Below are 26,376 nucleotides of genomic sequence, written 5' to 3'. Positions count from 1 at the left end.
GGAGTCGCAGATGACGCAGGAGCCACCGGCCATCCCGTACCCGCTCGCGCCGGCTCCGACGATCTACCACCCGTCGCCGGACTACACCCGGATGCGGGAGACGTGCCCGGTGGCCCGGGTCGAGCTGCCCGACGGGGCGTGCGCGTACCTGGCCACCCGGCACGCCGACGTGCGCCGGGTCTTCACCGACCAGCGGTTCAGCCGGGCCGCCGCGGCCGGCCCGAACCGCCCGACCCGGGAACTCGGCTCACTCGCCGAGGACTCGCTGATCGGGATGGATCCGCCCCGGCACACCACGATGCGCCGGGCCGTCTCGCACGCGTTCACCGTCCGCCGGGTGGAGGAGCTGCGCCCGCGGGTCGCGGCGCTCGTCGACCGGATGATCGACGAGCTGGAGGCCGCGGGTCCGCCGGCCGACCTGATCACGCACCTCTCCGGTCCCCTGCCGATCTCCGTGATCAGCACGCTGTTCGGCATCCCGGAGCGGGACCGGGAGCGGGTACGCCAGTGGTCGGACGCTCTCGTCGGCGACTGGGACGCCGATCCGGACGCGCCCCGGGCCGCGCTGGAGGCGTTCCGCGAGCTGATCGACGAGCGGCGCCGCGAGCCCGGCGACGACCTGATGAGTGCGCTCATCTCGGTCTGGGACGACCATGACGACCTGACCGAACGGGAGCTGGTGTCGGTCACCGCCGGGATCTTCGTGGGCGGGCACGAGACCACCACCAACCAGCTCAACCTGTTCCTGCTGGTCCTGGCCCGCCATCCGGAGCAGCTGGCCGGGCTGCGCGGCGACGATCCGGTGGCGGTGGCCCGGGCGGTCGAGGAGCTGTCCCGCTTCATCCAGCTCGGCGACAACGGGGTGTTGCTGCCCCGGGTCACGACCGAGGAGGTGGAGCTGGGCGGCGTACGCCTGCCGGCCGGCGCCGCGGTGCTGCCGGCGATCGCGTCGGCCAACCGGGACGCCACTGTGTTCCCGGGCGCGGACACGCTCGACCTGACCCGCGTGCACAATCCGCACCTGGCGTTCGGCGCCGGTCCGCACCACTGCCTGGGCGCGGCGCTGGCGCGGATGGAGTTGCAGGAGGCGCTGGGCGCGCTGCTGCGGCGGCTGCCAGGGCTGCGGCTCGCTGTCGACGAGGCGGAGCTGCGGTTCCGGCCCGGGCTGGTGGTGCGCAGCCTGGAGTCGCTGCCGGTGACCTGGGACCGGTGACCGGTCAGCCGCCCGCCGACCCGGGGACGACCCGGGTCGGCGCGGCGGGATCGAGCGCCGCCTCCACCGCCACCTCCTCCACGCCGCGCAGCAGCCGTTCCGCCTGCTCCTCGGTGAAGCAGCCGAAGTCGAAGATGACCTGGAGGTGAACCGTCTCCGGCTGGTCCTCGACGGTGATGAAGACCTGCTCGGGCAGGTGGTCCAGCGGGCCGTCCCAGACCAGGAACGTCTCGTCGGCCCGGCGGCGGATCCGCTCGGCGGTCACCGGGTCGTCGTGCAGCCCGCCGTCGGCCGCCTGCCGGGTGGTCACCCGCCGGTCGTTGATCCGGCAGCTGATCCGGGCCGGGTACCCGCGTTCGGCATCCAGCCGGTCCGAGACCTCGGCGAGCTGCGCCGGGTCGTAGTAGGCGTACTTCCCGGCGGAGACCGCGGCCCGGCGGGCGCGCGCCACCACCTCGTCCACAGTGGTGTCCGCGGTGTCGACGCGCAGCACGCCGTTCTGGCTGAGCGGAGCGATGGCCTCGGCGAAGCCCGGCCGGAACCGGTTGCCGACGATGAGCTTCGCGGTGAGCGGGCTGACGCCGGTGGCCCGGCCGATCGCGACCGCGATGACCGCGAGCAGCACACGCGAGGTGTCCGTGCGGGTCCGCGCCGCGATGGCCCGCACCGCCAGGTACGCGGCAGGCGAGCTGAACCGGCCGTGCCAGTACCGGTGGCCCCGGCGCCCACCGGCCTTCGGCTCACCGAACGTCAGCGGCGGGACGTCCCGCAGATGCTCGGCCCAGTGGCGCACGGCCCGGTCACTGAGCCGGCGCAGCGGCGGCGTCTCCTCCCGCCGCCCCAGGTCGAGGATCTGCACGGTACGCGGGTCGGCGACCCGGCGGACCGGCCGGCCGGCCAGGCCGAGGTCGGCCAGGATCAGGGACGTGGCGGTGCCGTCCACCACGAGGTGGTCGATCGTCAGCACCCGGTGCACCAGCGCGCCGCGGTGCCGGATCACCGCCATCCTCACCGACCAGTCCCGGTAGAGGTCGTAGTGGCTCAGCAGGCGGGCGTGGCCCAGGTCGTAGGCGAACGCGGCCACGTCGGCCGGGTCCGCGTCGTCGGGTACGTCCACCACGTCCAGGACCGTCTCGCCGCTCGCCGACACGACCTGGCACGGACCGCCGTCGTCGCCGGCGCCGAGCCGCATCCGCAGCGCCGGGTGCCGGGCCATCAGCGCGGCGAACTCGGCCGCCACCTGCTCGATCGTGACACCCGCGGGCATCGGGTGGGCGCCGCTGACGTTGTGCGTCCAGCCGGTCTCCCGCATGTCCTGCATGATGGCCTTCTGCCCCCAGGTCAGGGGCGCGGTGCCGGCGCCCGGCCCGGCGAACGCCACGGGAACCTGGGCCTGGACCGTCTGCGCGAACACCCGCTCATCAGAGCAACGCACATCGGTGTGTGTCAACGTGACGGCGCACGGTTACGCTGCCGTCCATGCGGGACGCCGTCCGGGTCTGGATCGTCCCGGTGGCGGTGCCGGCGGACGAGCTGGCCCGGTACCGGGCGGTGCTCGACGCGGACGAGCGGGACCGGGCCGCGCGGCTCGGCGCCGGGGCGCTGCGGGACCGGTTCACAGTGGCGCACGGCGCGCTGCGCGTCCTGGCCGGGCGGGCTGCCTGCGCGCCACCGGCGGCCCTGACCTGGCGCCGCGGCCGGTACGGCAAACCGGCGCTGACCGGCCCGTGGAGCGGCCTGCACACGAGCCTGTCGTACTCCGGCGACCTGGTGGCGGTCGCGCTCAGCGAGGGCCGCCCGGTCGGGGTGGACATCCAGCACGTCGCGCCGGGCGGTGACCCGGTTTCGGCGTCCGCGCGCTTCTTCGACCCGCGGGAGGCTCGGCACGTCGCCGCCGGACCGGACCCGGCCGGCCGGGCGCTGCGGTTCACCCGGCTGTGGGCGCGCAAGGAGGCGGCGGTCAAGGCGGCCGGGGGCCGGCTGTGGCCCAACCTCGCCGTGCCGGTGCACCGGGCCGACGTGGTCGAGTGCGTCGAGCCGGCCGGCCCGCACCGGCTCGCCGACCTGCGCACACCCGCCGGGTACGCGGTGGCGGTCGCGCTCGCCGGCGACCGGCGGTACGCCGTCGAGTGCCACACCGGCCTCGGTCACGATCGGTGACGATCGCCGTACCCGTTGACACCCGCCGATGTCCCCTGCTCTGATGACTCCATGCCGACGCGCATGATCGACTCGCGGGACGCCCGGTGCTAGAACACGACGCGCCGGCCGACGCGCCGCCCCGTGACCAGGTCGTCGACCGCCTGACCGTCCTGCTGACCCGCATGCTCCGGCCGGACACGCCGGTCACCGAGCAGACCCAGCTGATGGACGACCTCGGCCTCAGCTCCTCGCTCGGCCTGGAGCTGCTGCTGTCGCTGGAGGACGAGCTGGAGATCCAGATCGACGTCGAGGAACTCGACGAGGATCGGATGGCCACGCTCGGCGACCTGGCCGACTACATCACCGCCAACTCCACCCCGCGCTGAGCAGGCCGAGACGTGGACCGGCCCGGCCTGAGCGTGGTGGTGCCCGCGCACGAGAACGGCTCCGCACTCGACGCGACGCTGCGGTCGCTGACCCGGCAGACGCTGCCGCCCGGCGACTTCGAGGTGATCGTCGGCGACGACGGCTCGGCCGTGGCGCTCGGCCCGGTGGTGGACGCCTACCGGGACCGGCTGCGGATCGACTACGTCCGCAGCGAGCGGAACCGCGGCCGCAGCGCCAACCGCAACGCGGCGGCGGCCCGGGCCCGCGCGGACACGCTGATGTTCCTCGACGCCGACACGGTGGCGCATCCCGGGCTGCTGGAGCGGCACCGCGACTTCCACGCCGGTCGTGCCGGCCGGCCCGGGGTGCTGCTCGGGCAGCGGTACGACCTGGACTGGGCCGGCGCGGACGCGCTGCGCCGGGGCGAACCGGTCGCCCCGGCGATGCTCGACGCCGAGCGTGGCGACCCGCGGCTGGAGGACATCGCCCTCCCGCAGCGGACGGACGACTTCCCGAGCGCGCCCTGGGTGCTGGGCCTGACCCACAACGCCTCGGTGGACCACGAGTCGTTCCGGCGGGTCGGCGGCTTCGACGAGGCGATGGTCAAGTGGGGCTTCGAGGACCTCGACTTCTTCTACCGGGTGTTCCACCTGCACGGCGCGCCGCCGGAGCTGTTCCGGCTGGACGTCGACGCGCTCTCCTACCACCTGCCGCACTTCCGCAAGACGTCGAACGGGCTCGCCTCGATGGACAACATGAAGTACCTGCTGCGCAAGCACCTGCGCTACGACGTCGAGGTGCTGTACGGGCTCAACACGTTCGGCCGGCACCTGGGCCGGATCCGGCTCTACGGCCAGGCCATCGAGGCGTATCGGGCCGGTGGGCTGGGCCGGCCGGACGTCCTGCCCGCGTCGCTGCGCGAGGAGCTGACGGCGAGCGCGGCGCTGATCGTCGGCAACGGCGTGTCCACGCTGGACCTGGGCGCCGGGTCGCACACGTTCGACCACGACGCGCCGGTCGGCGAGACGAACTCCCACCTGCTCGGCACCGTGCTCCAGCAGTTCAAGGCCGGCGCGCTGGACCTGATCGTCAACGTCGACATGTGGCGGTGCCTGCTGCCCGAGGACCTGCCCGCGTTCCTCACCCGGGGGCTGCTCAAGGCCGACCGGATCGAACTGGTCGCCACCCGGACCGGCCCGGACCAGCGCGCCCTGCTTCCGGTGCCGCTGGTCGCCGACCTCGACTACGTGGCCGACATGCTGCGCCCGCACTTCACCGTCGCCGTCGCCGCGTACGACACCGCCACGGTGATCACGCTCCGCTGAGGTACCCGGCCGGGCAAGGGGCCGCGCCGCTCAGGCGGGCCGGGCCAGGACGAGGCTGACGTTGTGCCCGCCGAAGCCGAACGAGTTGGACAGCACCGCGTCCACCGCCGTGGCGCGTGCCCGCCCGCGGATGTGGTCGACCTCGCCGTCGCGCTCCGGGTCGTCCAGATTGTGCGTGGGCGGCAGCAGGCCGCGACGCAGCGCCTCGACCGCGACGGCCGCCTCGATCACGCCGGAGACGCCGAGCATGTGCCCGGTCACGCCCTTGGTCGAACTCAGCGGCGGCGGGGCGGCGCCGTACACCTCGGCGAGCGCGGCCAGCTCGGCGGCGTCCCCGGCCCGGGTGCTGGTGCCGTGCGCGTTGACGTACCCGATGTCGCCGGGCACCAGCCCTGAGTCGCGGACGGCCATCCGCATGCACCGGGCCGCGCCCGCGCCGTCGGGGCGCGGCGTGGTCGGGTGGTGGGCGTCGTTCGTGGCGCCCCAGCCGAGCACGTCGGCGTGCCGGTGGGCGCCGCGCGCGGCGGCGTGCGCGGCGCGTTCCAGGACGAACACCCCGGCGCCCTCGCCGAGGACGAGCCCGTTGCGGCGGCGGTCGAAGGGGCGGCTCGCGGCGGCCGGGTCGGCCCAGCCGCGGGCCAGCGCGCGGGCGTTGCCGAACGCGTCGGCGAACGTCGGGAACAGCGGCGCCTCGGCGCATCCGGCGAGCACCACGTCCGCCTCGCCGGCGCGCAGGATGCGCAGCGCCTCCCCGATCGACTGCGCCCCGGCCGCACACGCCGTGCCGATCGACGAGGTGTAGCCGTGGATGCCGAACTTGATCGCGATGCGGGCCGCGCCCATGTTCGGCAGCGTCCCGGGCAGCATGTACGGGCTGACCCCGAACCGGCCCCGCCCGGCGCGGGCGAGCACCTGTTCCTCCAGCGTGGACAGACCGCCGACGCCGGAGACGACGACCGCCACCCGGTACGGATCGACGTCCTGGCCGATCCGCAGTCCGGCGTCGGCGAGCGCGTCCTCGGCGGCGCGCAGCACCATCACGATCGACCGGTCCACGACGCGTGACTCCGGGCCGGGCAGCACGCTCGCCGGGTCGATCGCCGGGGCGAACGCGGCGACGTCGACGACGCCGTGCAGCGGATGGCCGGCCGGGGGCCGGGTGAGCCCGGAGCGGCCGTCGCAGACCGCGTCGAACACCTCGGCGGCGGTCGCGCCGACCGGGCTGACCAGTCCGATGCCGGTGACGGCGACCGGTTCGCGCACGCTCACCGGAACCGCTGCGCCGACGTGGGCGCCGGGACGCCGCGCGGCCGGGTGCCGTGCCCCGACATCGGTCAGTGCGCCGAGGCCGGTGCGATGCGCGCCGCCACCGTCCGGCTGAACTCGCCGACGGTCATCATGGCGAGGTCCTCCGCCTCGTCGTCGTCGAAGGCGACCCCGAACCGGTCCTCCACGCGTACCGCCAGCTCGGCCAGGCCGAGGGAGTCCACGTCGAGCCCGGCGGGGCCGAAGACGGTGTCGTCGTCGACGTCGGAGACGTCGTACTTCATCTCGGTGAGTGCGGCGAGGAGGAACGCGCGGATCTCGTCGGTCATGCCCGGTGTTTCCCTTCCACGGTGTCCTGGCGGCGCACTCGACCTGCTCGACGGAACCTGTGAGGCGCGGAGCGGACACTCCGCGTTGCATCGACCTTACTCGATCGGATTGGTTTGGCAAGATACCCGGTCGGTCAGCCGTACCGGAAGCCGGTCGTAGCCGCGCAGCATCAGCGCGCGGCGCGGCCCGGGTTCGGCGGCCAGCGCCGGGAAGCGGTCCAGCAGGCGGGGCAGGACCAGCCGTCCCTCGGTCCGGGCCAGCGTCGCCCCGAAGCAGTAGTGCGGCCCGGCGCTGAACGCCAGGTGCCGGTTGTCCGTGCGGGACGGGTCGAACCGGTCCGGGTCGGGGAAGCGGCGCGGATCCCGGTTCGCGGCACCGGTCAGCACCACCACCGTCCGGCCCGCCGCCACCGGCAGGCCGGCGACCTCGGTGTCCTCGGCGGCGTACCGGACCGCGAAGTGCACAGGCGGCTCGTACCGCAGGATCTCCTCGACGTACGACGCGGCCAGCGACGGATCGGCGCGCAGCGCGTCCCGCGCGTCCGGCCGCTCGGTGAGCAGCACCAGCCCGTTGCCGAGCAGGTTCGCGGTGGTCCGGAACCCGGCGTTGTACATGATGATCAGGTTGGCCAGCAGCTCGTCGGCGCTCAGCCGGCCGGGCTCGTCGTCCAGGCCGCGCAGCAGCGCCGAGACGAAGTCGTCGCGCGGCGCCGCCCGGCGCGCGGCGACCAGGTCGGTGAAGTACGCGGTCAGCTCCGCCGCCGCCACGTTGGCTGCCCGGACCTCGCGCATGGACCGGCGGCCGATCTCCAGCACCGCGTCGAACGCGCGGACCCGGGACGGGAACCACTCCCGGTCCGCCTCCGGCACGCCCAGCAGCTCGCCGATGACGTCACTGGGCAGCCGGAGCGCGAAGCGGGCCATGAAGTCGACCGGCCGGCCGTCCGCGCCCTCGGCGGCGAGCCCGTCGAGCAGGCCGTCGGCGATGCGCCCGATGGCCGGCTCCAGCGCGGCGACCCGGCGCGGGGTGAGGGCCTGGGAGAACAGGTGCCGGACCCGCAGGTGGTCGCCCTCGGCGGCGTTGAGCATCGACGACTGGAGGATCCGGATGACCTGGTGCTCGCGCCAGCGCACCCCGGCCCGGTCCAGGTAGTCGGCGCCGAGCACCCGGAAGACGGGGTCGCGCAGCACCTTGTTGACCGCGTCATATCCGTGCACGACGAGCGCGTGCGGGTCGGCGGGCCGCAGCGCGACCGCCTCTCCCGCCTCGTGCAGCCGGGCGTAGAACGGGTACGGGTCGCGCCGTACCTCGTCGCCGAGCAGCTCGTCGAGGGAGATGGTCACGCGCATGGCCGCTCCTCGCCGACGCCGGCGAGCATGTCGGCGGTGGTGTGCGCCCGGATGCCGGGCGGCACCGGGTCGGCGAACCGGGCGACGACCGCCCGGACGTGGGCTTCGGCGGCCCCGGCCAGGCCGTCGTAGACGGCCGCGAACAGGTCCCGGGCCGCCCGGCGCGGCCATCCGGCGGGCAGCAGTTCCAGTGGCAGCCGCGGGTCGAGCGTGGGAAACCGCCGGTACGTGTCCATCACCTCGGTACGCGCCCGCACGGCGGCGGCGCCGTCGACGGAGCCGAGCCGCGACACCAGCGGCGTCCACCGCCGCAGGAACGCCTCATAGTGCCCGCTGATCGCGTCGACGTCCCAGGCGTCCACGGGGGCGCGCTGGCCGATCGCGTCCAGCGCGTCCTGCCGTCCCCGGAACACCGTGACCGCACCGAGGGCGAGCTGGGCCAGCCGGGCGCACGCGGGTCCGGCCAGCTCGTACGGCGAGATCCACAGCCCGTCGTAGAGCGGCGCGAAGCCCAGCCAGCGCAGCTGGCCGCGCAGCGCCCGGCGCTGCGTGCCGTGGTCCTGCGGCAGCGAGAAGGCGACGATCGTCCAGCATCCGTCCCACGCCTGCGTCTCGGCGGTGGAGGCGGTGATCCAGTTCCCGCCGGCGGACAGGTCGGCGGCGGCGGCGCGGCTGAGCCGGTAGAAGCTGTTGCGGCCCTGCCGGCTGCCCTCCAGCACACCGCGGCGGGCCAGCCGGCTGATCGCGGTACGCGCGCCGGCGCTGGTCACGCCGGCCTCGCCGAGCAGCGCGACGATCGCCGCGGACGGCAGCGCGGCGCGGCTACGCAGCGTGTAGTCGGTCAGGAGCGTCACCGCGACGCTCTGCGGCGAGGTGCCGGCCTGCCGCCGGGGCAGCCGCGGCGCCGGTCCCTCGTCCGGGTAGATCTCCTCGATGTCGAACGGGCTTGCCACACGCGCTCCGGGCTCGGCTCAGGGACGGTGCACCGACTGTAGACGAACGCCGCCGCAGCTCATCGAAGCATGTCGATTGACACTTTGCCGTCCGGCCGGAACACTATGTGCCACACGACGGAGCCGGGCCGGGCGAGCCACGTCAGTGGGTGAGGCGCGACACCGCGGCGGCCCGGGTCGCCGGCGCGGGGCGCATCCGCCCGACCCCGCCCGCACAGGGCGATCGAAGGAGTCTCCGTGAGAATCAGAGCCAAGATGGTGGTGGCCCTGGCCGCGTCGCTGGCGGCGGCCGGCCTGGTGATCCCCGCCGTCCAACCCGCGTACGCGGCGTCGCTGACCGAGGTGACCAGCTTCGGCGACAACCCCGGCCGGATGCGCATGCACGTCTACGTCCCGGACGCCCGCCCGGCCCGGCCGGCCACTGTGGTGGCCATGCACGGCTGCGGCGGTTCCGGCCCCGGCTTCTACTCCGGCAGCGAGTTCGCCGGCCTGGCCGACCGGTACGGCTTCATCGTCATCTACCCCAGCGCGACCCAGCAGGCCGGCTTCGGCAACTGCTTCGACACCTGGTCCGACGCGGCCAAGCGGCGCGGCGGCGGCAGCGACCCGGTGTCACTCATCTCGATGGTCCGCTACGTCCAGCAGCAGTACGGCGCAGACCCGGACCGGGTCTACGCCACCGGCAGCTCGTCCGGCGGCATGATGACCAACCACATGCTGGCGCTCTACCCGGACGTCTTCAAGGCCGGCGCGGCGTTCATGGGCGTGCCGTTCAACTGCTTCGCCGGCGCCGCCGACTATCCGCCCGGATCCAGCCAGTGCACCGGCGGGAACATGAACCGCACCCCGCAGCAGTGGGGTGACGCGGTCCGCCAGGCGTACCCCGGCTACACCGGTCCCCGTCCCCGGGTGCAGTTGTGGCACGGCACCAACGACACGCTGGTGCCGTACTCGCTGCTCCAGGAGACGATCGAGCAGTGGACGAACGTGTTCGGCCTCAGCCAGACGCCCACGTCCACCGACACGCCGCAGTCCGGCTGGAACCGGCGGCGCTACGCCGACGGCACCGGCACCGTGCAGGTCGAGGCGTACAGCATCCAGGGCGCCGGGCACAGCCTGCCCTCGGCCGGCATGGCCGCGGCCGCGGTGGCGTTCTTCGGCCTGACCACCACGCCGGGCCCGACCACGCCCCCGCCGGGCCCGACCACGCCTCCGCCCGGCCCGACCACACCTCCGCCGGGCCCGACCACGCCTCCGCCCGGCCCGACCACGCCCCCGCCCGGCACCGGCGCCTGCTCGGTGAGCATCGAGCTGAACGCCTGGAACAACGGGCTGACCGAGAACATCACCATCAGCAACACCGGTTCGGCCGCGGTGAACGGCTGGTCGCTGACGTTCACGCTGCCCGGCGGCCAGACCATCACCTCGGGCTGGAACGCCTCCTACTCCCCCGCCTCGGGTCAGGTGACCGCGCGCAACCTCGCGTACAACGCGGTCATCCCGGCTCGCGGCTCGACCACCATCGGCTTCCAGGCCACGCACACCGGCAACACCGCCCGGCCCGGCTCGTTCAGCCTCAACGGCGCACCCTGCACGCTCGCCTGACCGGCACCGCACACTCCGGCGTTTCTTCCCACGGCGCCGGGGACGGCCCCGCGACCCGAGAGGTCGCGGGGCCGTTTCACGCGTACGCCACGCCCACCTCGGCATAACGTTGAACCAAATGGTTCAGTGTCGTACGGTGAACCTCGTGGTTCAGCAAGAGACGCTCGACCGGGTTTTCGCCAGCCTGGCCGACCCCACCCGACGCGACATCCTGATCCGGCTCGGCGCGGGCCCGGCCACCATCAGCGAGCTCACCGAGCCCACCGGGATGAGCCTCACCGGCATGCGCAAGCACGTCCGGGCGCTGGAGGACGCGGGCCTCGTGGTGACGCGCAAGGTCGGCCGGTCCCGGCAGTGCCGGCTCAGCGAGGCGCCGCTGGACTCGGCCATGGCCTGGATCGCCTTCTACCGACGTCTCTGGGCCCGTCGCCTCGACGGCCTCGACGCCTACCTCACACTCACCACGGAGGACCGCGACCATGACGCTCCACATGCGAGTGACACGACACCTTCCGGGCACCCCTGACGAGGTGTTCGACGCCTACACTGACGCCGGCAAACAGAAGATCTGGTTCGGCATCCTCGACGAGCAGCCCGGCATCGTGGAGATCGACGTCGACCTGCGGGTCGGCGGGAAGCAGACCGCCGTCTGGGGCCCCTCCCCCGACATGCTGTTCCGCGAGACGCAGACGTTCCTGGAGATCGACCGCCCGCACCGGCTGGTCACCGAGTCGACTGGTACCGGCCCGGACGGCACGACCATGACCACGCGCATCGAGGTCACCTTCGAGGCGAAGGACGGCGGCACGCTGATGACCGTGGTGCAGAGCGGCTTCCCGACCCCGCAGCTGCGCGACTTCTTCGTCGGCGAGGTCTGGACCGGGGCGTTCGCCCGCATCGAGGCGTACCTGATCCGAGAGCACGCAGAGGAGACCTCCCGTGGCTGACCTGTCCCGCACCGCCGTCGTCGCGCTCGCCACCGCCGTCGCGGTGGTCGTCAACCTGATCGTGTACGCGATCGGCCGGGCGGCCGGCGGCAGCTTCCTGTTCACCGCCGACGGCCGGCGGGTCGAGGTCGACGCGGTGACCGTCGCGGGCTTCAGCGCGCTGCCGCTGACGCTCGGGCTCACCGCCGTCGCCCTGCTGGCGTCCCGGTTCGCCTGGGTGGTCCGGGCGGCGCTGATCATCGGCCCGGCGCTCGCGGTACTCACGATCGCCACCATGACGCTGCCCGCGGACCTGGACACCACCAGCAAGATCACGCTCGCGGCGTGCCACCTCACGCTCGCCCCGATCATCGTCGTCGCGGTGACCGCCCTCGGCCGGCGCGCGCGCCGCGCCACCGCGGGCCCGGTCGCCGCCTGACGCCGGGCACGGGGCGCCGCCCGCCGGACCGGCCCGCGCCGTCACGGAGTGTGGTCGGGTAGACAGCCGCCGCCGGCCCTTTTTGCCGACACCGTGTTGTTAACATGACGACATGGTGTCGACAAGTTTGAGAGGTGGCGGCTGATGTTCCTGGCCATTCGTGAGCTGGGGTTCGCGCGGCTGCGATTCGCCCTGATGGGGGCCGTGATCGCGCTGATCTCGGTGCTGATGGTGATGCTGTCCGGCCTGTCCGTCGGGCTGGTCCGGGACGGCGTCTCCGGCCTGCAGAACCTGCCGGTCACCTCGTTCGCCTTCGCCCACGGCGTGCAGCACGACTCGGCGTTCTCGCGCAGCGTGGTGGACGCCTCGGCGGTGGACACCTGGCGCGACCAGCCGGGCGTGGCCGAGGCGACCCCGTTCGGCAACACGCTCGTCAACGGGCGGACCGACGGTGGCACCGAGGTCGACCTCGCGCTGTTCGGCGTCGAGACCGGCTCGTTCCTGTCCCCCGCCGTCAGCGAGGGCGACCGGCTCGGCCCGGCGGACGGGATCGTGGTGAGCCCCACCGCCATCGACGCGGGCCTGCGCGTCGGCGACACCGTGACTGTGGACCGGCTGGGCACGCGGCTGCGCGTCGTCGGCGTCACCGAGCAGCAGGACACCTTCGGCCACGTCGACGTGGCGTACGTGCCGCTGGCGACGTGGCAGGCGGTCAAGTCCGGCACCCCGGCCGGCGCGCAGGTGCCGGCGCAGGCGACCCAGGAGATCACCGCCGTCGCGGTCCGCGCGACCGGCGGCGGCTCGGTGGACCTGGCCGCGGGCGACAAGGCCGCGGGCACGGAGAGCCTGACGCTCGACGAGTCGTACGGCGCCTCGCCCGGCTACACCGCCGAGACGACCACGCTCCAGTTGATCCAGGGCTTCCTCTACGCCATCTCGGCGCTCGTGGCCGGCGCGTTCTTCGCGGTCTGGGCGATCCAGCGCAAGCAGGAGGTCGCCGTGCTGCGGGCGCTGGGCGCCTCGACCGGCTGGGTGCTGCGCGACGCGCTCACCCAGGCACTGATCCTGCTGGCCCTCGCCATCGCCGTCGGCATGGGGATCGGCCTCGGCCTCGGCGCGCTGATCTCCGGCGGCAACGTTCCGTTCGCGCTGCATCCGCAGAGCATCGCCGCCGCCGCGGCCGGCCTGCTCGTGCTCGGCCTGGTCGGCGCGGCAGCCGCCGTCGTACGCCTCACCTCCATCGACCCGGCGACCGCCCTGGGAGGCAACCGATGAGCAGCCGGACCACACCGTCCCCCTCGACGCCGGGCACCGCTGGAGCCGGCCTCGGCCTGGTCATGCGCGGCGTCCACCTGCGGCACGGCGACGGCGCGGAGACCGTGCACGCGCTGGACGACGTCGACCTGACCGTCGCGCCCGGTGAGCTGGCCGCGATCGTCGGACCGTCCGGCGCGGGCAAATCCAGCCTGCTCGCCGTGGCCGGCGGGCTGGCCCGCCCCGATCAGGGCACCGTCACGGTGGCCGGGCACGACATGACCGTGTCCAGCCGCCGGGCGCGCACCGAGCTGCGCCGCCGGCACGTGGGGTTCGTGTTCCAGTCGGGCAACCTGCTGCCCGCGCTGACCGCCGCCGACCAGCTGCGCCTGCCGCTGCGGCTGGGCGGGCGACGGGAACGGTCCGGACGCGACCCGCTGGAGATGCTCGCGCACGTCGGCCTGGCCGGTAAGGCCGACCGCCGGCCGCACCAGCTCTCCGGCGGCGAGCGCCAGCGCGTCGGCATCGCCCGGGCGCTGATGACCGAGCCGTCGGTGCTGCTGGTGGACGAGCCGACGGCGGCGCTGGACCGGGCCCGCAGCCACGACATCGTCCAGCTGCTCGCCCAGGAGGCGCGGGAGCGCTCGGTGGCCGTCGTGATGGTCACTCACGATCACGACGTGCTGCAATACTGTGACACCATCTACGAGATGATCGACGGCAAGCTCGCCACGAGCAGCTGACCGCGACGAGCAGGGAGCGACGCGGACCGGACACGGGCGGCGGGAGACACGGGGAGGTCGCTGTGCCGAAGATCCAAGCCTCTACCGTCGCGGAACACCGGGCCGCGCAGCGGGCGGCGTTGCTCGACGCCGCCCGCGCCCTGCTCTCCGAGCACCCGGAGCAGATCCCGAGCCTGGCCGACGTGGCCCGGCACGCCGGGCTGGCCCGCTCCAGCGCGTACTCGTACTTCAAGTCCCGCACCGACATGTTCGACGTGCTGGTCGCCGACACGTTCCCCCGGTGGTCGGCCTTCGTCGAGAAGCAGATGGCCGAGGCCCGCACGCCGGGGGCGAGGATCCTGGCGTACGTCGAGGCCAACCTGCAACTGGTTGCCCGGGGCGACCACGCGCTGGCCCGGGCACTGGCGTCGGCGGGCAACAGCGAGGTGCTGGCGACCTCCAGCCGGCTGCTGCACGACAGCCTCGAGGCGCCGTTGCGCGCCGCGCTCACCGAACACGGGGCGAGCGATCCGGACCGGATGGCGGAGCTCGTCCAGTCGGTCGTCTACGCCCTGAGCCGCATGATCGAGAACGGTCTCGGCCTTCCGGCGGCCAGGGGCCTCGCCCGCGAGCTGCTCACGCCGTACCTGCGCCCGGACGCCGGCTGACCACCCGCCCCTGAGATCCGGCGGCGTCCGGGCACCACCACACCTGCTGAACAACGACGGCCCGGGTCGTCGCCGGCAGCCGCACCACGCGTGCGCGCACGGGCGACGACCCGGGCCGACGCATGTCCGGACCCGGCACCCGGGGACGCGCCGGCGCTGCCGGCGGGCGTCCGCCGACGCGGGCCGGAGCGGCCGTCCGAACGATCGGCACGGGCCTCCGACCGGCGATGGGCGGCCGGCACCGTCGTCCGAGCAGGAGGAACCGAACGATCGACCGCCGCATCGACGGTCGTCATCGGTCAGCGTTCCGCCTAGTGGAACAGCAGCTCAGAGGCGGTACGGGGAACTAAGTTACTGATCAGTAGCCCGTTGACGGCATGTGAACCCGGCCCTACCGTTCCACTCAATCGAACGGCGTACGGTTCATCCGAACGCTCTCGGCCTCGCCGAGTGCGGCCCGAAACAGGAAGTCCGAGGCATGCCTGACGACAAGCTTCTCGCTCTTCTCTCCCCCACCCGGCTCGGGCGTCTCACACTGCGGAACCGGGTCTTCGTCCCCGGCCACACCACCAACTTCGGACTGAACAATGTGCCCACCCGCCGCCACGTCGCGTACCACGCGGAGCGGGCGCGCGGCGGCGCCGGCCTGATCATCACCGAGGCGATCCGTGTGCACCCCACGAGCGCGGGCCGCAGCATCAGCCTCGGCAGCTTCGACGACTCGTCGATCCCGGCGTACGCGGCGGTGACCGAGGCCGTGCACGAGCACGGGGCCCGCATGTTCGCCCAGATCATGCACGCCGGACGGCAGGCCAACGGCGACGCGACGCGTACCGCCGCCTGGTCCTCGTCGCCGGTGCCGTGGGCGGCCGGCTCGCACGTGCCGCACGCGATGGGACGCCGGGACATCGCGGTCGTCGTCGAGGCGTTCGCCGCCGCCGCGCGACGGATGCGCGAGGCCGGCTTCGACGGCCTGGAGGTGCACGCCGGCCACGGCCACCTGCTCCAGCAGTTCCTCTCGCCGCACACGAACACCCGCGACGACGCATACGGCGGCAGCCTCGACAACCGGATGCGCCTGACCCGCGAGGTGCTGACCGCGGTTCTCGCCGCCGCACCCGAGCTGCCCGTCGGGCTGCGGGTCAGCGCCGACGAGTTCCTGCCCGGCGGCCTCGACCCGGCCGCGGTGCTGGAGATCGTCGGGAAGCTGCGCGCCGAGTTCCCCCTCGCCTACGTGCACGTGAGCCACTCCGCCTACCACGGCAGCTGGTCGCTCGCGACGCAGATGGCGGACATGAGCTTCGGTCACGCCCCGTTCCGGCACCACGCGGCGCTGTTCAAGCAGGAGTTCCCGGACCTGCCGGTGCTCGCGGTGTGCCGGCTGGACAGCCTGCCGGAGGCGGCCGAACTCGTCGCCGCCGGCGAGGCCGACCTGGTCGGCCTGGCCCGCCCGCACATCGCCGACCCGCACCTGGTCCGCAAGGCCGAGCAGGGCCGCCAGCACGAGGTACGCGCCTGCCTGGCCTGCAACCAGGGCTGCATCGGCCGGCTGGAGACCAGCCTGCCCATCTCCTGCGTGGTGAACCCGGAGGTCGGCGCCGAGCGGGAGTGGGCCGACGCCTGGCCGGAGCTGCCCGGACCGTCCGGCGCGCGGGACGTCCTGGTCGTCGGCGGCGGTCCGGCCGGCCTGGAGGCGGCGCTCTCCGCGCACCGGGCCGGGCACCGGGTGACAGTTGTCGAGGCACGCGACCGGCTCGGCGGGCAGGTCGAGGTGGCCGCGCGCGTACCCGGCCGGGAGCGGCTCGGTCTGCTCACCCGCGACCTGGCCCGCGACGTGGCTGCCGCCGGCATCCCGGTCCGGCTCGGCCACCGCGCCGGCGTCGAGGACGTGCTGTCCGGCGGCTACCAGGACGTCGTCCTCGCCACCGGCTCCCGGCCCGCCCGCCGCGACCTGCCCGGCGGCCCGCCGGTGGTCGACATCTGGCAGGCCGTCGACCACCTGGCCGACCCCGGCTACCGGCCGGACGGCGCCGTCGTCGTGCTCGACGACGAGGGCACCTGGTCGGCGGCGTCGGTGGCGGAGGCGTTCGCCCGGCGGGGCGCCCGCGTCCACCTCGTCTCCCCCACCGCCACGGTGAGCGCCAAGATCACCACGTACTCCCGGCTGGCGCTGCTCAAGCGCTTCGCGGACCTGGGGATCGCGGTCCACCCGATGCGGACCGCCCGTGCGGCGGGCGCCGGCGCGGTGGCGCTCGGCGGCCCGCTCGCCGGCGGCGAGACGATCGTCGAAGGCGTCACCACAGTCGTCGACGGCGGCTCGGCGCAGGCCGCGGACGAGTTGTACCGGCAGCTCGACGCGCTGCCCGACGGCCCCCGCGTCCACGTCGTCGGCGACGCGAACGCTCCCCGCACCGCCTTCGAGGCCGTCTACGAGGGACGCATGGCCGGCGCGTTCCTCGGCGCCTTCGACACCGCGGCCGCCGAACGCGTGCGGTACGCCCACTGACCCGTCCACCCCGGTCGCGGTGCACCGCGGGCCGGACCTCCCCCACCTGTAGAGGAGACAAGGCATGTTCGATGTCGAGGAGCGCCTCACCCTGGATGAGCGTTCCGCCGTGGACTTCGTCCTCGGCCTGCGCAAGCGCTGGGCGGACACCGTCTACCCGGCGCTGCGCGAGGAGTACGGCGCCACCGGGGCGTCGGCCACCACCGTCGCCGACGCCGGTCAGGTGCTGCGCGGTCTCCCGCTCTACCCGTGGTTCAGCCACCTGGAGCGGGTGCAGCAGAAGATGCTGTGGAAGGCCGCCGGCGACGCGGTGCTCAGCCGCCGCGAGGAGCTGACCGGCCAGCTCACCTCGCTGCCCGAGCAGCCGAAGGGCTCGCTGGAGCTGAACCCCGACCTGGAACTGCCCGACTGGTACACCGACTACGACATCCACATCCAGCCCGGCAGCTTCTTCTCCGACGACATGTCGGCCTACGTGTACGAGTTCGGCGCGCGCATCGTCATGCTGCGCGACAACGACGGCTACAAGTTCCACACGCTGTTCGCCCAGACCGCGCTGCCCGAGCTGCCCGCGGCGACCCGGATCGTCGACATCGGGTGCGGTTTCGGCAAGAGCACCCGCCCGCTGCCCGCCAAGTACCCGACCGCGCAGGTGATCGGCGTGGACCTGGCCGCGCCCGGTCTGCGCCTGGCCCACGCCGAGGCCGAGGCGACCGGAGTCGCGATCGACTACCGGCAGGCCGACGGCCGGGCCACCGGCATCGAGGCGGACAGCTGCGACGTGGTCACCGGCACGATGGTGCTGCACGAGATGCCCGCCACCGCGATCCGGGAGACGATCGTGGAGGCCGCGCGCCTGCTCAAGCCGGGCGGATCGCTGCGCTTCCTGGAGTTCATGCTCACCGGCGACCCGCTGCGCGACGCCACCGTCTACGAGCACGCCGAGCGCAACAACGAGCCGTTCTTCCACGACCTGTTCGGCTCGGACCTGATCGAGGTCTGCACCGAGGCCGGTCTGACCGACGTGTCGTGGACCCCGTTCGACGAGCGCCGCAACGGCGTCCAGCCGCAGGGCTGGGGCGACCGTCCCGAGTGGCACTTCCCCTGGGCCGTACTGGCCGCGACCAAGCCGGAGGCGTGATGAGCACCGAGTTCGACTACTTCGGGGACCCCAAGGTCGGCAAGCTGCTCGACCTGGTGCTGCAGCTCTCCACCGAGCTGCACGTGACCCGCCAGCGGGTACGCGTCGTCGAGGCGCTGCTGACCCGCTCCGGCGCGCTCACCGCGGGCGCCGTCGACGGCTTCGTCTCCACCGAGGAGGAGCAGAAGGTCCTCGACCGCGAGCGGGACGAGCTGCTGGCCCGCCTCATGCGCATCCTCACCGAGCACGGCCCCGCGGAGCACCCGCTGCGGGACCAGTGGGAGGCGGCGCTGAGCGAGAAGACCGGCTGATGAGCACACCGGACGCGCCCGGCCTGATCGACAGCTACCTGCAGCTGTGCGAGGACCGCGAACTCGACGAAGCGGGGCGCTTTCTCGCGGAGCGGGCGCGGTTGGTCTTCCCGGGCGGCCGGGAGTACTCGTCGCTGCGGGAGATGGCGGCCGCGTCGACCGGAACCTACCGGTGGGTGCGCAAGCACCGGGACCGCTACCTGGTGGGTGAGGCCGACGGGCGGGTCACCGTGACCTCGCTCGGGCGGCTGTACGGGGAATGGCTCGACGGCACTCCGTTTGAGGACATCCGCTACGCGGACGTCTTCGTGCTCGACGGCGGACTGATCGTCGAGCAGCACGTCTACAACGATCTGGCACTGGTCGCGCAGCAGCGCGACGCCTGACGGACAACGGTCGCGCAGCAGCGCGACGCCTGATTCCCCCACCTCCGCCGCTCCGGCGGCGGAGGTGGTCTCCCCCGACTCATGACGAGGTGTGTGCATATGAAACGAAAGTGGGCTCTGCTCCCGGCGGCGCTGGCCGCCGCGCTGGTCCTGTCCGCGTGCGGCGGCGGCTCCGACGACGACGGCGCCGGCGGCGAGGGCAAGGAGGCGAAGCTGACCATGGCCATCGCCTCGGCCGTGATCGGCCCGAAGGAGGAGGTGGCCGTCTACGCGGTCGCCAAGGAACTCGGCTACTTCGCCGAGGAGAAGCTGACCGTCGAGACGATCAACGCCGACGGCTCGGTCGCCGCCCTCCAGGCGGTCGCGTCCGGCAGCGGCGACATCACCCCCGCCGACGCCGGCTCGGCGCTCGGCGCCGCGGAGAAGAACGTGCCGATCAAGGCGATCGGCGGCCTGGTGCAGAACTGGCCGTGGGTGATGGCTGTGAAGCCGGACTCCCCGCTCACCGGCGGCGCCGACCTGCGCGGCAAGAAGATCGGCGTGATCAGCCTGGCCTCCGGCTCGGCCCCGTACGCCCGCGCCTACGTCAAGGCCGCCGGCCTGGACCCGACCAAGGACGTCGAGCTTCTGCCGGTGGGCGTCGGCGCGCAGGCCGCCGCCGCGCTCAACGACGGCAAGGTCGACATGCTGGCGCTCTACACCCAGGCGTACGCGGTCATCGAGAACGCCGGTACCGAGCTGAAGTACCTGACCAACCCGGACGTGTTCTCCGGCATCCGGTCGCTGACCTTCAGCGTCGGCGCCCGTGACTTCGACGCCAAGAAGGACTCGTACGAGCGGTTCCTGCGCGCGGCGTACAAGGCGATGCTCTTCTCGGCGAAGAACCCCGAGGCCGCCATGAAGATCGGCTACAAGGTCTTCCCGCAGATCCTCGCCGGCAAGTCCGCCGACGAGCGCCTCAAGGCGGACACCGAGAGCCTGACCGCCTGGCTGAAGACGGCCACCCCGGCCAGCGGCGACCCGGAGCAGTTCGGCGACTGGGGCGCGATCAGCGACGAGGAGTGGGCGAAGACCCAGGCGTACACCAAGGAGGCCGGGCAGATCACCGGCGAGGTCGACCTCAAGAAGCTGTGGGATCCGAGCCTGCTCTCCGGCGCCAACAACTTCGACAAGGCCGCGGTGCTGAGCAAGGCCGCGAACTACACCGCCTAGGCAGCGGACAGCGGAAGGGATTTCGATGGCCATCAAGGCGACGGCCCGCCGGGCGCAGACGCAGGCTCCGGCATCGGTGTCGGAAGACTCCTGGATCGAGATCGACGGGCTGGACAAGGAGTACCGGCCCCGGAAGTCGGCACCGACCCAGGCGTTGAGCGACATCAACCTGACGGTACGTCGCGGCGAGTTCATCTCGGTCGTGGGACCGTCCGGGTGCGGCAAGACCACTTTGCTGAAGATCCTCGCCGGGCTCAGCCCGAAGACCGGCGGCGCGGTACGGATCGCCGGGCGGGACGTGACGAAGCCCCTTCCCGAGGTCGGGATGGTGTTCCAGGCACCGACGCTGCTGCCGTGGCGCACCATCTTCGACAACGTGATGGTGCCGGCGGAGATCCAGCGACTGGATCCCCGCCGGCACCGGGAACGCGCCCAGCAGTTGCTCGAGATGGTCGGTCTCAACGGCTTCGAGCAGAAGTACCCGCACGAGCTCAGCGGCGGCATGCAGCAGCGGGCCGGCATCTGCCGGGCGCTGGTGCACGACCCGGCGGTACTGCTGATGGACGAGCCGTTCGGCGCGCTCGACGCGATGACCCGCGAGTACATGAACGTGGAGCTGCTGCGCATCTGGCAGGAGAGCAACCAGACGATCGTGCTGGTCACCCACTCCATCCCGGAGGCGGTCTTCCTCTCCGACCGGGTGGTCGTGCTCAGCCCCCGGCCGGGCCGCATCGCGGAGGTCATGGACATCGACCTGGAGCGGCCGCGTGACCTCGGCGTCATGTCGTCCGACCGGGCCGGGGTCTACGTGGAGCGGATCCGCCGACACTTCAACGCCGCCGGCGTTATCGACTGACGAGGGACAGCCATGGCAACAAGCAACCTGGTCCGCGAGCCGGCCCAGCCACCGGCGCCGTCCGCCCGGCCCGCCAAGCCCGCCCGGCGCAAGTTCGACCTCCGCGAGAAGCCCCAGCTCTGGCTGGTCCCGACGGTCTTCGTCGTGGTCGTGCTGGCCTGGGAGTACGGCGTCCAGCTCATCGGCGTCGACGAGTACGTCCTGCCGCTGCCGTCGAGCGTGGTCGAGTCGCTGTGGCAGCAGCTCGGTGACGACCAGTTCTGGGGTCACTTCTGGGTGACCACCCAGGAGGCGCTGCTCGGGTTCGTGATCGGTGTCGGGGCCGCGCTGCTGCTCGGCACGTTCATCTCCCAGATCAAGATCGTCGAAGCCACCCTGATGCCGTACATCGTGGCCTTCCAGACCGTCCCGAAGGTCGCCCTGGCCCCGCTGTTCGTGGTCTGGTTCGGTTTCGGCCTGACCAGCAAGGTGGTCATGGCCGCGGTGATCTCGTTCTTCCCGATGCTCGTCAACGTCATCGAGGGCCTGCGGGCGGCCGACGCCGACAAGATCCAGATGCTGACGGTGTTCGGCGCGAGCAAGACCCAGATCTTCCGGATGGTCCGGCTGCCCAGCGCGCTGCCGTTCATCTTCGCCGGCCTGGACATCGGCATCGTCTTCGCCATCCTCGGCGCGGTCGTCGGCGAGTTCATCGGCGCCAAGGAGGGCCTGGGCTACCTGCTGCTGCAGACCAACTACAACTTCGACATCGCCGGCATGTTCGCCGTCCTGGTGGTGCTGTCGGTGATGGGTCTGGTGGCGCACTTCGTGATCCGGCTGCTGCAGAAGCGGCTGGCCTTCTGGGCCGAGGACACGAAGGTGATCGGCGCGTGACGACAGCTGACGGGACCGTCGTCACGCGTGCGGAGCACCGGCCGGGCGTGGTTCACGCCCGCCCGGCCGGTGGCCGGACCGGAAAGGCAGGACACGAGACATGAACACCGACCCGAACCGGTTCGACGGACGGGTGGCAGTGGTGACCGGGGCGGCCCGCGGCATCGGCGCCCGGATCGCCACGACGCTGGCACAGCGCGGCGCGACGGTGGCGCAGGCCGACCTGCTCGACGACTGGGCGGAGGCCGAGCTGACCGGCGGCGCGCACACCCGGCACCGGGTGGACGTCCGGTCGGCCGCCTCCTGCACGCAGCTGGTGGCCGAGGTCCTGGACGCCCACGGCCGCCTGGACCTGCTCGTCAACAACGCCGGGATCGTCCGGCGCGGACCGGCGGCCACGATGTCCGAGGAGGACTTCACCACCGTCCTGGACGTCAACCTGACCGGCACGTTCCGGATGAGCCAGGCCGCGTACCCGGCGCTGCGGCGCAGCGGCGGCGCGGTGGTGAACATCGGCTCCACGAACGGGCACGTCGCGGTGCTGAACACGCTCGGGTACTGCGTCAGCAAGGCCGGCGTGATGCACATGGCACGCGTGCTGGCGCTGGAGTGGGCGCCGGACCGGATCCGGGTCAACGCCGTCGGACCCACCATCGTGCCCACCGACATGACCTCCGACGTCCGCGGCGACGAGGCGTACCTGGCCGACAAGATGGCGTCGATCCCGCTGGGCCGGATGGCGCAGCCGCAGGACGTCGCCAACGCGGTCGCCTACCTGCTCAGTGACGCCGCCGCCATGACCACCGGGCAGACGATCTTCGTCGACGGCGGCGTCACCATCCACTGACTTCCCCCTCCCCGACCCCTTCTGTGAGGACCACCATGCCCAAACCGGATACCGCGGCCGCGCTTGCGGCCGTCGACGCGCACTTCGACGAGTTCGTCGAGGAGCTCCAGCAGCTGTGCCGCATCCGCAGCCGCCGCCAGGAGCCGGAGCAGATGGAGGCCACCGCCGAGTTCATCGCCGGGTCGGTCCGCCGCTGGGGCGGCGAAGCCGAGATCATCCCGTGGGAGCAGTCGTACCCGTACGTGCTGGCCGAGGTGCCGGGCGAGGGCGACAAGGCGCTGCTGCACTTCACCCACTACGACGTGGAGGTCGAGCCGGCCGGTGACGACGCCGACTGGATCAGCCCGCCGTACGCGGCGGAGATCCACGACGGCCGGCTGTACGCCCGGGGCGTGGCCGACGACAAGGGCGTCGTCATGTCCCGCATCCACGCGGCGGCGGCCTGGAAGCTGGCCGGGCTGACCCCGCCGGTGACCAACCGGATCATCTTCGAGGGCAAGAAGTGGCTGCACAGCCCGGGTCTGGGCTCGTTCGTCGAGGCGCACGCCGACCGGCTCGCCAGCGACGCCGCGCTGTGGGAGAACTCCTGGCTCGACGGCGAGGACCGGCTGCTGCTCAAGCTCGCCGAGAAGGGCGTGCTCTACCTGCGCCTCACCGCGCAGACCCTGCCGCGCGACCTCACCAGCCAGAACACCGCGCTGCTGCCGGCTGCCACGGCCCGGCTGGCCGCCGCCCTGGCGCAGTTGCAGCGGCCCGACGGCACCGTGACGATCCCCGGTTTCGCCGACGACGCCCGGCCGCCGACCGACGAGGAGCGGGCGCTGCTGGAGAAGGTGGCGTTCGACGGGGACTTCCTGCGCAAGCGGGCCCAGGTCGACCGGTTCACCGGTGACCTGGACGACCAGGGCGCCGCGGTCGCCATCCGTACCGTGCCGACGCTCACCGTCGCCGGTTTCGCCGGCGGCGACATGCGCGACGACGTGACGCTCGGCATCCCGTCGACCGCCTCGGCGAAGCTGGAGATCCGGCTGGTGCCGGGCCAGGACCCGGACCGGGTGCTCGGCTGCATCCGCGACCACCTGGCCGCGACCGGCTTCGGTGACCTGCGCATCGAGGTGATGGCGACCAGCCGGCCCAACCTCACCGACCACCGCGACCCGTTCGTCGCGCTGGTCGCCGACGCGGCCCGCCGGGTGTACGGGACCGAGCCGGTGATCGAGCCGTACACGCAGTGGATCGGCAACCAGGGCGTGATCGCCGACCGGCCGATCGTCGGCGTCGGCGTGTCCCGCGCCGACTCCGGTGTGGACGGCCCGAACGAGAACATCCGGCTGGACGACTACAAGGCCGGCATCAAGCACGTCATCGAGGTCATGGCGGCGCTGGCGGTGGCCGAGTGACCCGGGCCCGCGGCGTGGCCCGCCGCGCCTACGTCGACGTGCCGTGGGGTCAGGTGCACTACCGGCACGGCGGCGACGCCGACGCCCCGGTGCTGCTGATCCTGCACCAGTCCCCGCTCTCCTCGGCCACCTACGACGCGGTGATCGAGCCGCTGGCCCGCCGCGGCCTGCGGGTGATCGCCCCGGACACGCCGGGCTTCGGCATGTCCGACGCGCCGCCGCGCCCGTGGTCCATCCCGGAGTACGCGGCCGGGGTGTGGCAGTTCGCCGACGCCCTCGGGCTGTCCCGGGTACACCTGCTCGGGCAGCACACCGGCGCGATCGTCGGCGCGGAGGCGCTGATGTCGGCGCCGGAGCGGGTGCACCGGCTGATTCTCCAGGGCATCCCGCTCTACGACGAGCAGGAGCGGGCGGAGAAGAAGCGGTCGTACGCGCCCGGCTACGTGCCCGACCGCGACGGCGGGCACCTGAAGGTGATCTGGGACCGGGTGTACGGCCTGTACCCGCGCCTGACCCCGGAGGAGGCGGACCGGCAGGTCACCGAGTACCTGCTGACCGGACCGGACTACGCGACCGCGTACCGGGCGGTGTTCGACCACCACGTCGACACCGCCGCCCTGGACGCGCTGCCCATCGTGCTGCTGCACGGCGCCGACGACCTGCTGGACCGGATGACGCCGCAGGTGCGGGCCGCGCTGCCCGGCGCCGAGCTGGTCACCATCCCCGGCGGCACCGACTTCGTGGCCGACGAGCAGCCGGAGGCGTTCGCCGACGCGGTCGCCGCGCGGGTGCACGCCGACCTCGGACGGGAGGTGGCGGCATGAGCGCCGGCACCCCGGTGACCGAGGCGAAGGTCGTACCGGCGAACACTGTCTACACCGCCACAGTCGAGGTCTCCGGCGGCCGCGGCGGCAGCGCCCGGTCGCTGACCGGGTCGCTGCGGGTCGACCTGACCCGCCCCGCCCAGCGGGGTCCGGACGCGCCCGGCACCGACCCGGAGGAGCTGTTCGCGGCCGGCTACGCGGCCTGCTTCGACAGCGCGCTCGCGGTCGCCGCCCGGCAGGCCGGCGTGCGGCCCGGTCCGACGACCGTCACCGCCTCGGTCTCCCTCGGGCAGACCGACGACGGCCGGTACGCGATCGCCGTGGTGCTGGACGTGTCCGCGCCGCAGTGCCCGCAGGCCGACCTGGAGCGCGCAGTGGAGCTGGCCGACCGGATGTGTCCCTACTCGAACGCCCTGCGGGGCAACACCGCGGTGGCGATCCGGGTCGATGGCCACCGCTGACCTGACCCGGCCCGCAGCGGTCCGCCACCCGGCGGATCCGCAGCGGCCCGCCGGCCCGATGGCCCTGGCCGTCGGGCTCGGCGCGGTCTACCTGATCTGGGGCTCGACCTACCTGGGCAACCGGGTGGCCCTGGACAGCATCCCGCCGCTGGTCGCCACCTCGGCCCGGTTCCTGGCCGCCGCGCTGCTGCTGTTCGCGGTGGCGGCGCTGCGCCGGGGACCGGCCGGGCTGCTGCTGCCCCGGCGGCAGTGGGGCGGGGTGGGCGCCAGCGGGCTGCTGATGGTCGGTGCGGGCAGCGCGCTGCTCGCCCTGGGCCAGCAGTACGTGCCGACCGGGCTGACGTCGCTGGTGGTGGCCGGCATGCCGCTGTGGGTGCTGGTGTTGCGGCTGGTGGTCGGTCCGCGGCCGTCGGCGCTCGCGGCGGTGGGCGTACTGGGCGGGGTGGCCGGGCTGGCGCTGCTGTTCTCGGTGCCGACGAAGGGATGGCACCTCGGCGGGATGCTGCTGCTGGTGGTCTCCACGATGGTCTGGGCGCTGGGCTCGACGCTGTCGCAGCGGCTGCACATGCCGGCCGACCATCTGGTCGGCACCGGCTGGCAGATGCTCGTCGGCGGCGTCGCGGTGGCGGTGGCGAGCGTGGTCAGCGGTGAGCTGGGACGGTTCGACCTCGCCGGCGTGACCGGCCGGTCCTGGCTGGCGTGGACCTACCTGATGCTGGTGTGCACAGTGGTCGGCTTCAGCGTCTACACGTGGTTGCTGCGCAACGCGCCGATCCAGCTCGCGTCCACCTACGCGTACGTCAACCCGGTGGTGGCGGTCCTGCTCGGCATGATGGTGCTGGATGAATCGTTGTCCGGACGACAGGTGCTCGCCGGTGCCGTGGTGCTCGCCTCGGTGGCGCTCGTCATCGCGCGGGAGCGACCCCGGCAGGCCGACGGCCTCCCGCCCGGGAAGACCCCCGTCGCACCCGCCTGACGCC

The 26,376-nt window shown here is 73.1% G+C and carries 28 protein-coding genes; 23 read left to right on the top strand and 5 right to left on the bottom strand.

Annotated elements, in window-relative coordinates; translation table 11 throughout:
* Window positions 1-10: 10 nt before the first annotated feature.
* Window positions 11-1,213, top strand: coding sequence for a cytochrome P450 (locus FHX31_RS11540; protein WP_013286870.1), 1,203 nt, complete (start codon window positions 11-13; stop codon window positions 1,211-1,213).
* Between the two features lie 4 nt (window positions 1,214-1,217).
* Here FHX31_RS11540 and FHX31_RS11535 read toward each other — a convergent pair whose 3' ends face one another.
* The gene (locus tag FHX31_RS11535; RefSeq protein WP_013476411.1) at window positions 1,218-2,627 is read right to left on the bottom strand and encodes a condensation domain-containing protein; all 1,410 of its coding nucleotides are present in this window, start codon (window positions 2,625-2,627) and stop codon (window positions 1,218-1,220) included.
* A gap of 65 nt (window positions 2,628-2,692) precedes the next feature.
* Between FHX31_RS11535 and FHX31_RS11530 the strand changes: the two genes are divergently transcribed.
* The 3 genes from FHX31_RS11530 (at window position 2,693) to FHX31_RS11520 (ending at window position 5,067) form a co-directional block, all read left to right on the top strand.
* Window positions 2,693-3,373 (top strand): 4'-phosphopantetheinyl transferase family protein, encoded by a 681-nt coding sequence (locus FHX31_RS11530; protein WP_013476410.1) that lies wholly within the window; start codon window positions 2,693-2,695, stop codon window positions 3,371-3,373.
* 86 nt (window positions 3,374-3,459) lie between these two features.
* The gene (locus FHX31_RS11525; protein ID WP_013286873.1) at window positions 3,460-3,741 is read left to right on the top strand and encodes a phosphopantetheine-binding protein; all 282 of its coding nucleotides are present in this window, start codon (window positions 3,460-3,462) and stop codon (window positions 3,739-3,741) included.
* Window positions 3,742-3,753: 12 nt separating this feature from the next.
* The gene (locus FHX31_RS11520) at window positions 3,754-5,067 is read left to right on the top strand and encodes a glycosyltransferase family 2 protein (protein ID WP_013476409.1); all 1,314 of its coding nucleotides are present in this window, start codon (window positions 3,754-3,756) and stop codon (window positions 5,065-5,067) included.
* Between the two features lie 30 nt (window positions 5,068-5,097).
* On the opposite strand, the gene FHX31_RS11515 is transcribed toward FHX31_RS11520, so the two are convergent.
* The 4 genes from FHX31_RS11515 to FHX31_RS11500 all read right to left on the bottom strand — a co-directional run bounded on the left by FHX31_RS11515 (window position 5,098) and on the right by FHX31_RS11500 (window position 8,965).
* Window positions 5,098-6,336, bottom strand: coding sequence for a beta-ketoacyl-[acyl-carrier-protein] synthase family protein (locus FHX31_RS11515; RefSeq protein ID WP_184976080.1), 1,239 nt, complete (start codon window positions 6,334-6,336; stop codon window positions 5,098-5,100).
* Between the two features lie 65 nt (window positions 6,337-6,401).
* Window positions 6,402-6,662, bottom strand: coding sequence for an acyl carrier protein (locus FHX31_RS11510; RefSeq protein WP_013286876.1), 261 nt, complete (start codon window positions 6,660-6,662; stop codon window positions 6,402-6,404).
* Window positions 6,663-6,758: 96 nt separating this feature from the next.
* Window positions 6,759-8,012, bottom strand: coding sequence for a cytochrome P450 (locus tag FHX31_RS11505; RefSeq protein WP_123109420.1), 1,254 nt, complete (start codon window positions 8,010-8,012; stop codon window positions 6,759-6,761).
* On the bottom strand, window positions 8,003-8,965 hold the full coding sequence (locus FHX31_RS11500) for a PaaX family transcriptional regulator (protein WP_123109421.1): 963 nt from the start codon (window positions 8,963-8,965) through the stop codon (window positions 8,003-8,005). Before FHX31_RS11500 ends, FHX31_RS11505 begins: the two co-directional genes overlap by 10 nt.
* Before the next feature lie 237 nt (window positions 8,966-9,202).
* Between FHX31_RS11500 and FHX31_RS11495 the strand changes: the two genes are divergently transcribed.
* The 19 genes from FHX31_RS11495 to FHX31_RS11405 all read left to right on the top strand — a co-directional run bounded on the left by FHX31_RS11495 (window position 9,203) and on the right by FHX31_RS11405 (window position 26,372).
* On the top strand, window positions 9,203-10,570 hold the full coding sequence (locus tag FHX31_RS11495) for an extracellular catalytic domain type 1 short-chain-length polyhydroxyalkanoate depolymerase (protein ID WP_176739668.1): 1,368 nt from the start codon (window positions 9,203-9,205) through the stop codon (window positions 10,568-10,570).
* A 145-nt stretch (window positions 10,571-10,715) separates the two neighbouring features.
* Complete coding sequence (locus FHX31_RS11490) at window positions 10,716-11,096, top strand: ArsR/SmtB family transcription factor (protein WP_174361719.1); 381 nt, start codon at window positions 10,716-10,718, stop codon at window positions 11,094-11,096.
* Window positions 11,050-11,517 carry an SRPBCC family protein gene (locus FHX31_RS11485; RefSeq protein WP_013476404.1) on the top strand — a complete coding sequence of 156 codons (468 nt, stop codon included), beginning with the start codon at window positions 11,050-11,052 and terminating at the stop codon, window positions 11,515-11,517. The genes FHX31_RS11490 and FHX31_RS11485 overlap by 47 nt, the downstream gene beginning before the upstream one ends.
* On the top strand, window positions 11,510-11,935 hold the full coding sequence (locus FHX31_RS11480) for a DUF6069 family protein (protein ID WP_184976077.1): 426 nt from the start codon (window positions 11,510-11,512) through the stop codon (window positions 11,933-11,935). The genes FHX31_RS11485 and FHX31_RS11480 overlap by 8 nt, the downstream gene beginning before the upstream one ends.
* Before the next feature lie 144 nt (window positions 11,936-12,079).
* Window positions 12,080-13,210, top strand: coding sequence for an ABC transporter permease (locus tag FHX31_RS11475; RefSeq protein ID WP_013476402.1), 1,131 nt, complete (start codon window positions 12,080-12,082; stop codon window positions 13,208-13,210).
* Entirely contained in the window at window positions 13,207-13,932 is a 726-nt protein-coding gene (locus FHX31_RS11470) for an ABC transporter ATP-binding protein (RefSeq protein WP_013476401.1), read from the top strand. Before FHX31_RS11475 ends, FHX31_RS11470 begins: the two co-directional genes overlap by 4 nt.
* A gap of 62 nt (window positions 13,933-13,994) precedes the next feature.
* The gene (locus FHX31_RS11465) at window positions 13,995-14,579 is read left to right on the top strand and encodes a TetR/AcrR family transcriptional regulator (RefSeq protein ID WP_013286885.1); all 585 of its coding nucleotides are present in this window, start codon (window positions 13,995-13,997) and stop codon (window positions 14,577-14,579) included.
* A 478-nt stretch (window positions 14,580-15,057) separates the two neighbouring features.
* Complete coding sequence (locus tag FHX31_RS11460; protein WP_013476400.1) at window positions 15,058-17,085, top strand: oxidoreductase; 2,028 nt, start codon at window positions 15,058-15,060, stop codon at window positions 17,083-17,085.
* Window positions 17,086-17,149: 64 nt separating this feature from the next.
* Window positions 17,150-18,226: a class I SAM-dependent methyltransferase gene (locus tag FHX31_RS11455; protein ID WP_013476399.1), complete on the top strand. Its 1,077-nt coding sequence runs from the start codon at window positions 17,150-17,152 to the stop codon at window positions 18,224-18,226.
* Entirely contained in the window at window positions 18,226-18,537 is a 312-nt protein-coding gene (locus FHX31_RS11450) for a hypothetical protein (protein ID WP_013286888.1), read from the top strand. The genes FHX31_RS11455 and FHX31_RS11450 overlap by 1 nt, the downstream gene beginning before the upstream one ends.
* Entirely contained in the window at window positions 18,537-18,923 is a 387-nt protein-coding gene (locus FHX31_RS11445) for a nuclear transport factor 2 family protein (RefSeq protein WP_013286889.1), read from the top strand. The genes FHX31_RS11450 and FHX31_RS11445 overlap by 1 nt, the downstream gene beginning before the upstream one ends.
* Window positions 18,924-19,022: 99 nt before the next feature.
* Window positions 19,023-20,135, top strand: coding sequence for an ABC transporter substrate-binding protein (locus FHX31_RS11440; protein WP_013286890.1), 1,113 nt, complete (start codon window positions 19,023-19,025; stop codon window positions 20,133-20,135).
* A 25-nt stretch (window positions 20,136-20,160) separates the two neighbouring features.
* Window positions 20,161-20,991, top strand: coding sequence for an ABC transporter ATP-binding protein (locus tag FHX31_RS11435; RefSeq protein ID WP_013286891.1), 831 nt, complete (start codon window positions 20,161-20,163; stop codon window positions 20,989-20,991).
* Window positions 20,992-21,003: 12 nt separating this feature from the next.
* Complete coding sequence (locus tag FHX31_RS11430; RefSeq protein ID WP_030268404.1) at window positions 21,004-21,864, top strand: ABC transporter permease; 861 nt, start codon at window positions 21,004-21,006, stop codon at window positions 21,862-21,864.
* Between the two features lie 100 nt (window positions 21,865-21,964).
* Window positions 21,965-22,711, top strand: a complete 747-nt coding sequence (locus FHX31_RS11425; RefSeq protein ID WP_013286893.1) for an SDR family NAD(P)-dependent oxidoreductase — start codon at window positions 21,965-21,967, stop codon at window positions 22,709-22,711.
* A 35-nt stretch (window positions 22,712-22,746) separates the two neighbouring features.
* Window positions 22,747-24,111 carry a M20/M25/M40 family metallo-hydrolase gene (locus tag FHX31_RS11420; protein ID WP_013476397.1) on the top strand — a complete coding sequence of 455 codons (1,365 nt, stop codon included), beginning with the start codon at window positions 22,747-22,749 and terminating at the stop codon, window positions 24,109-24,111.
* Window positions 24,108-24,935 (top strand): alpha/beta fold hydrolase, encoded by an 828-nt coding sequence (locus FHX31_RS11415; protein WP_013476396.1) that lies wholly within the window; start codon window positions 24,108-24,110, stop codon window positions 24,933-24,935. Before FHX31_RS11420 ends, FHX31_RS11415 begins: the two co-directional genes overlap by 4 nt.
* The gene (locus FHX31_RS11410; protein WP_013286896.1) at window positions 24,932-25,396 is read left to right on the top strand and encodes an Ohr family peroxiredoxin; all 465 of its coding nucleotides are present in this window, start codon (window positions 24,932-24,934) and stop codon (window positions 25,394-25,396) included. Before FHX31_RS11415 ends, FHX31_RS11410 begins: the two co-directional genes overlap by 4 nt.
* Window positions 25,383-26,372, top strand: a complete 990-nt coding sequence (locus tag FHX31_RS11405; RefSeq protein ID WP_047892866.1) for an EamA family transporter — start codon at window positions 25,383-25,385, stop codon at window positions 26,370-26,372. The genes FHX31_RS11410 and FHX31_RS11405 overlap by 14 nt, the downstream gene beginning before the upstream one ends.
* Window positions 26,373-26,376: the final 4 nt, after the last annotated feature.

Source organism: Micromonospora sp. CNZ286, from assembly GCF_014207755.1.
This window is presented reverse-complemented; position numbering and strand designations above follow the sequence as displayed.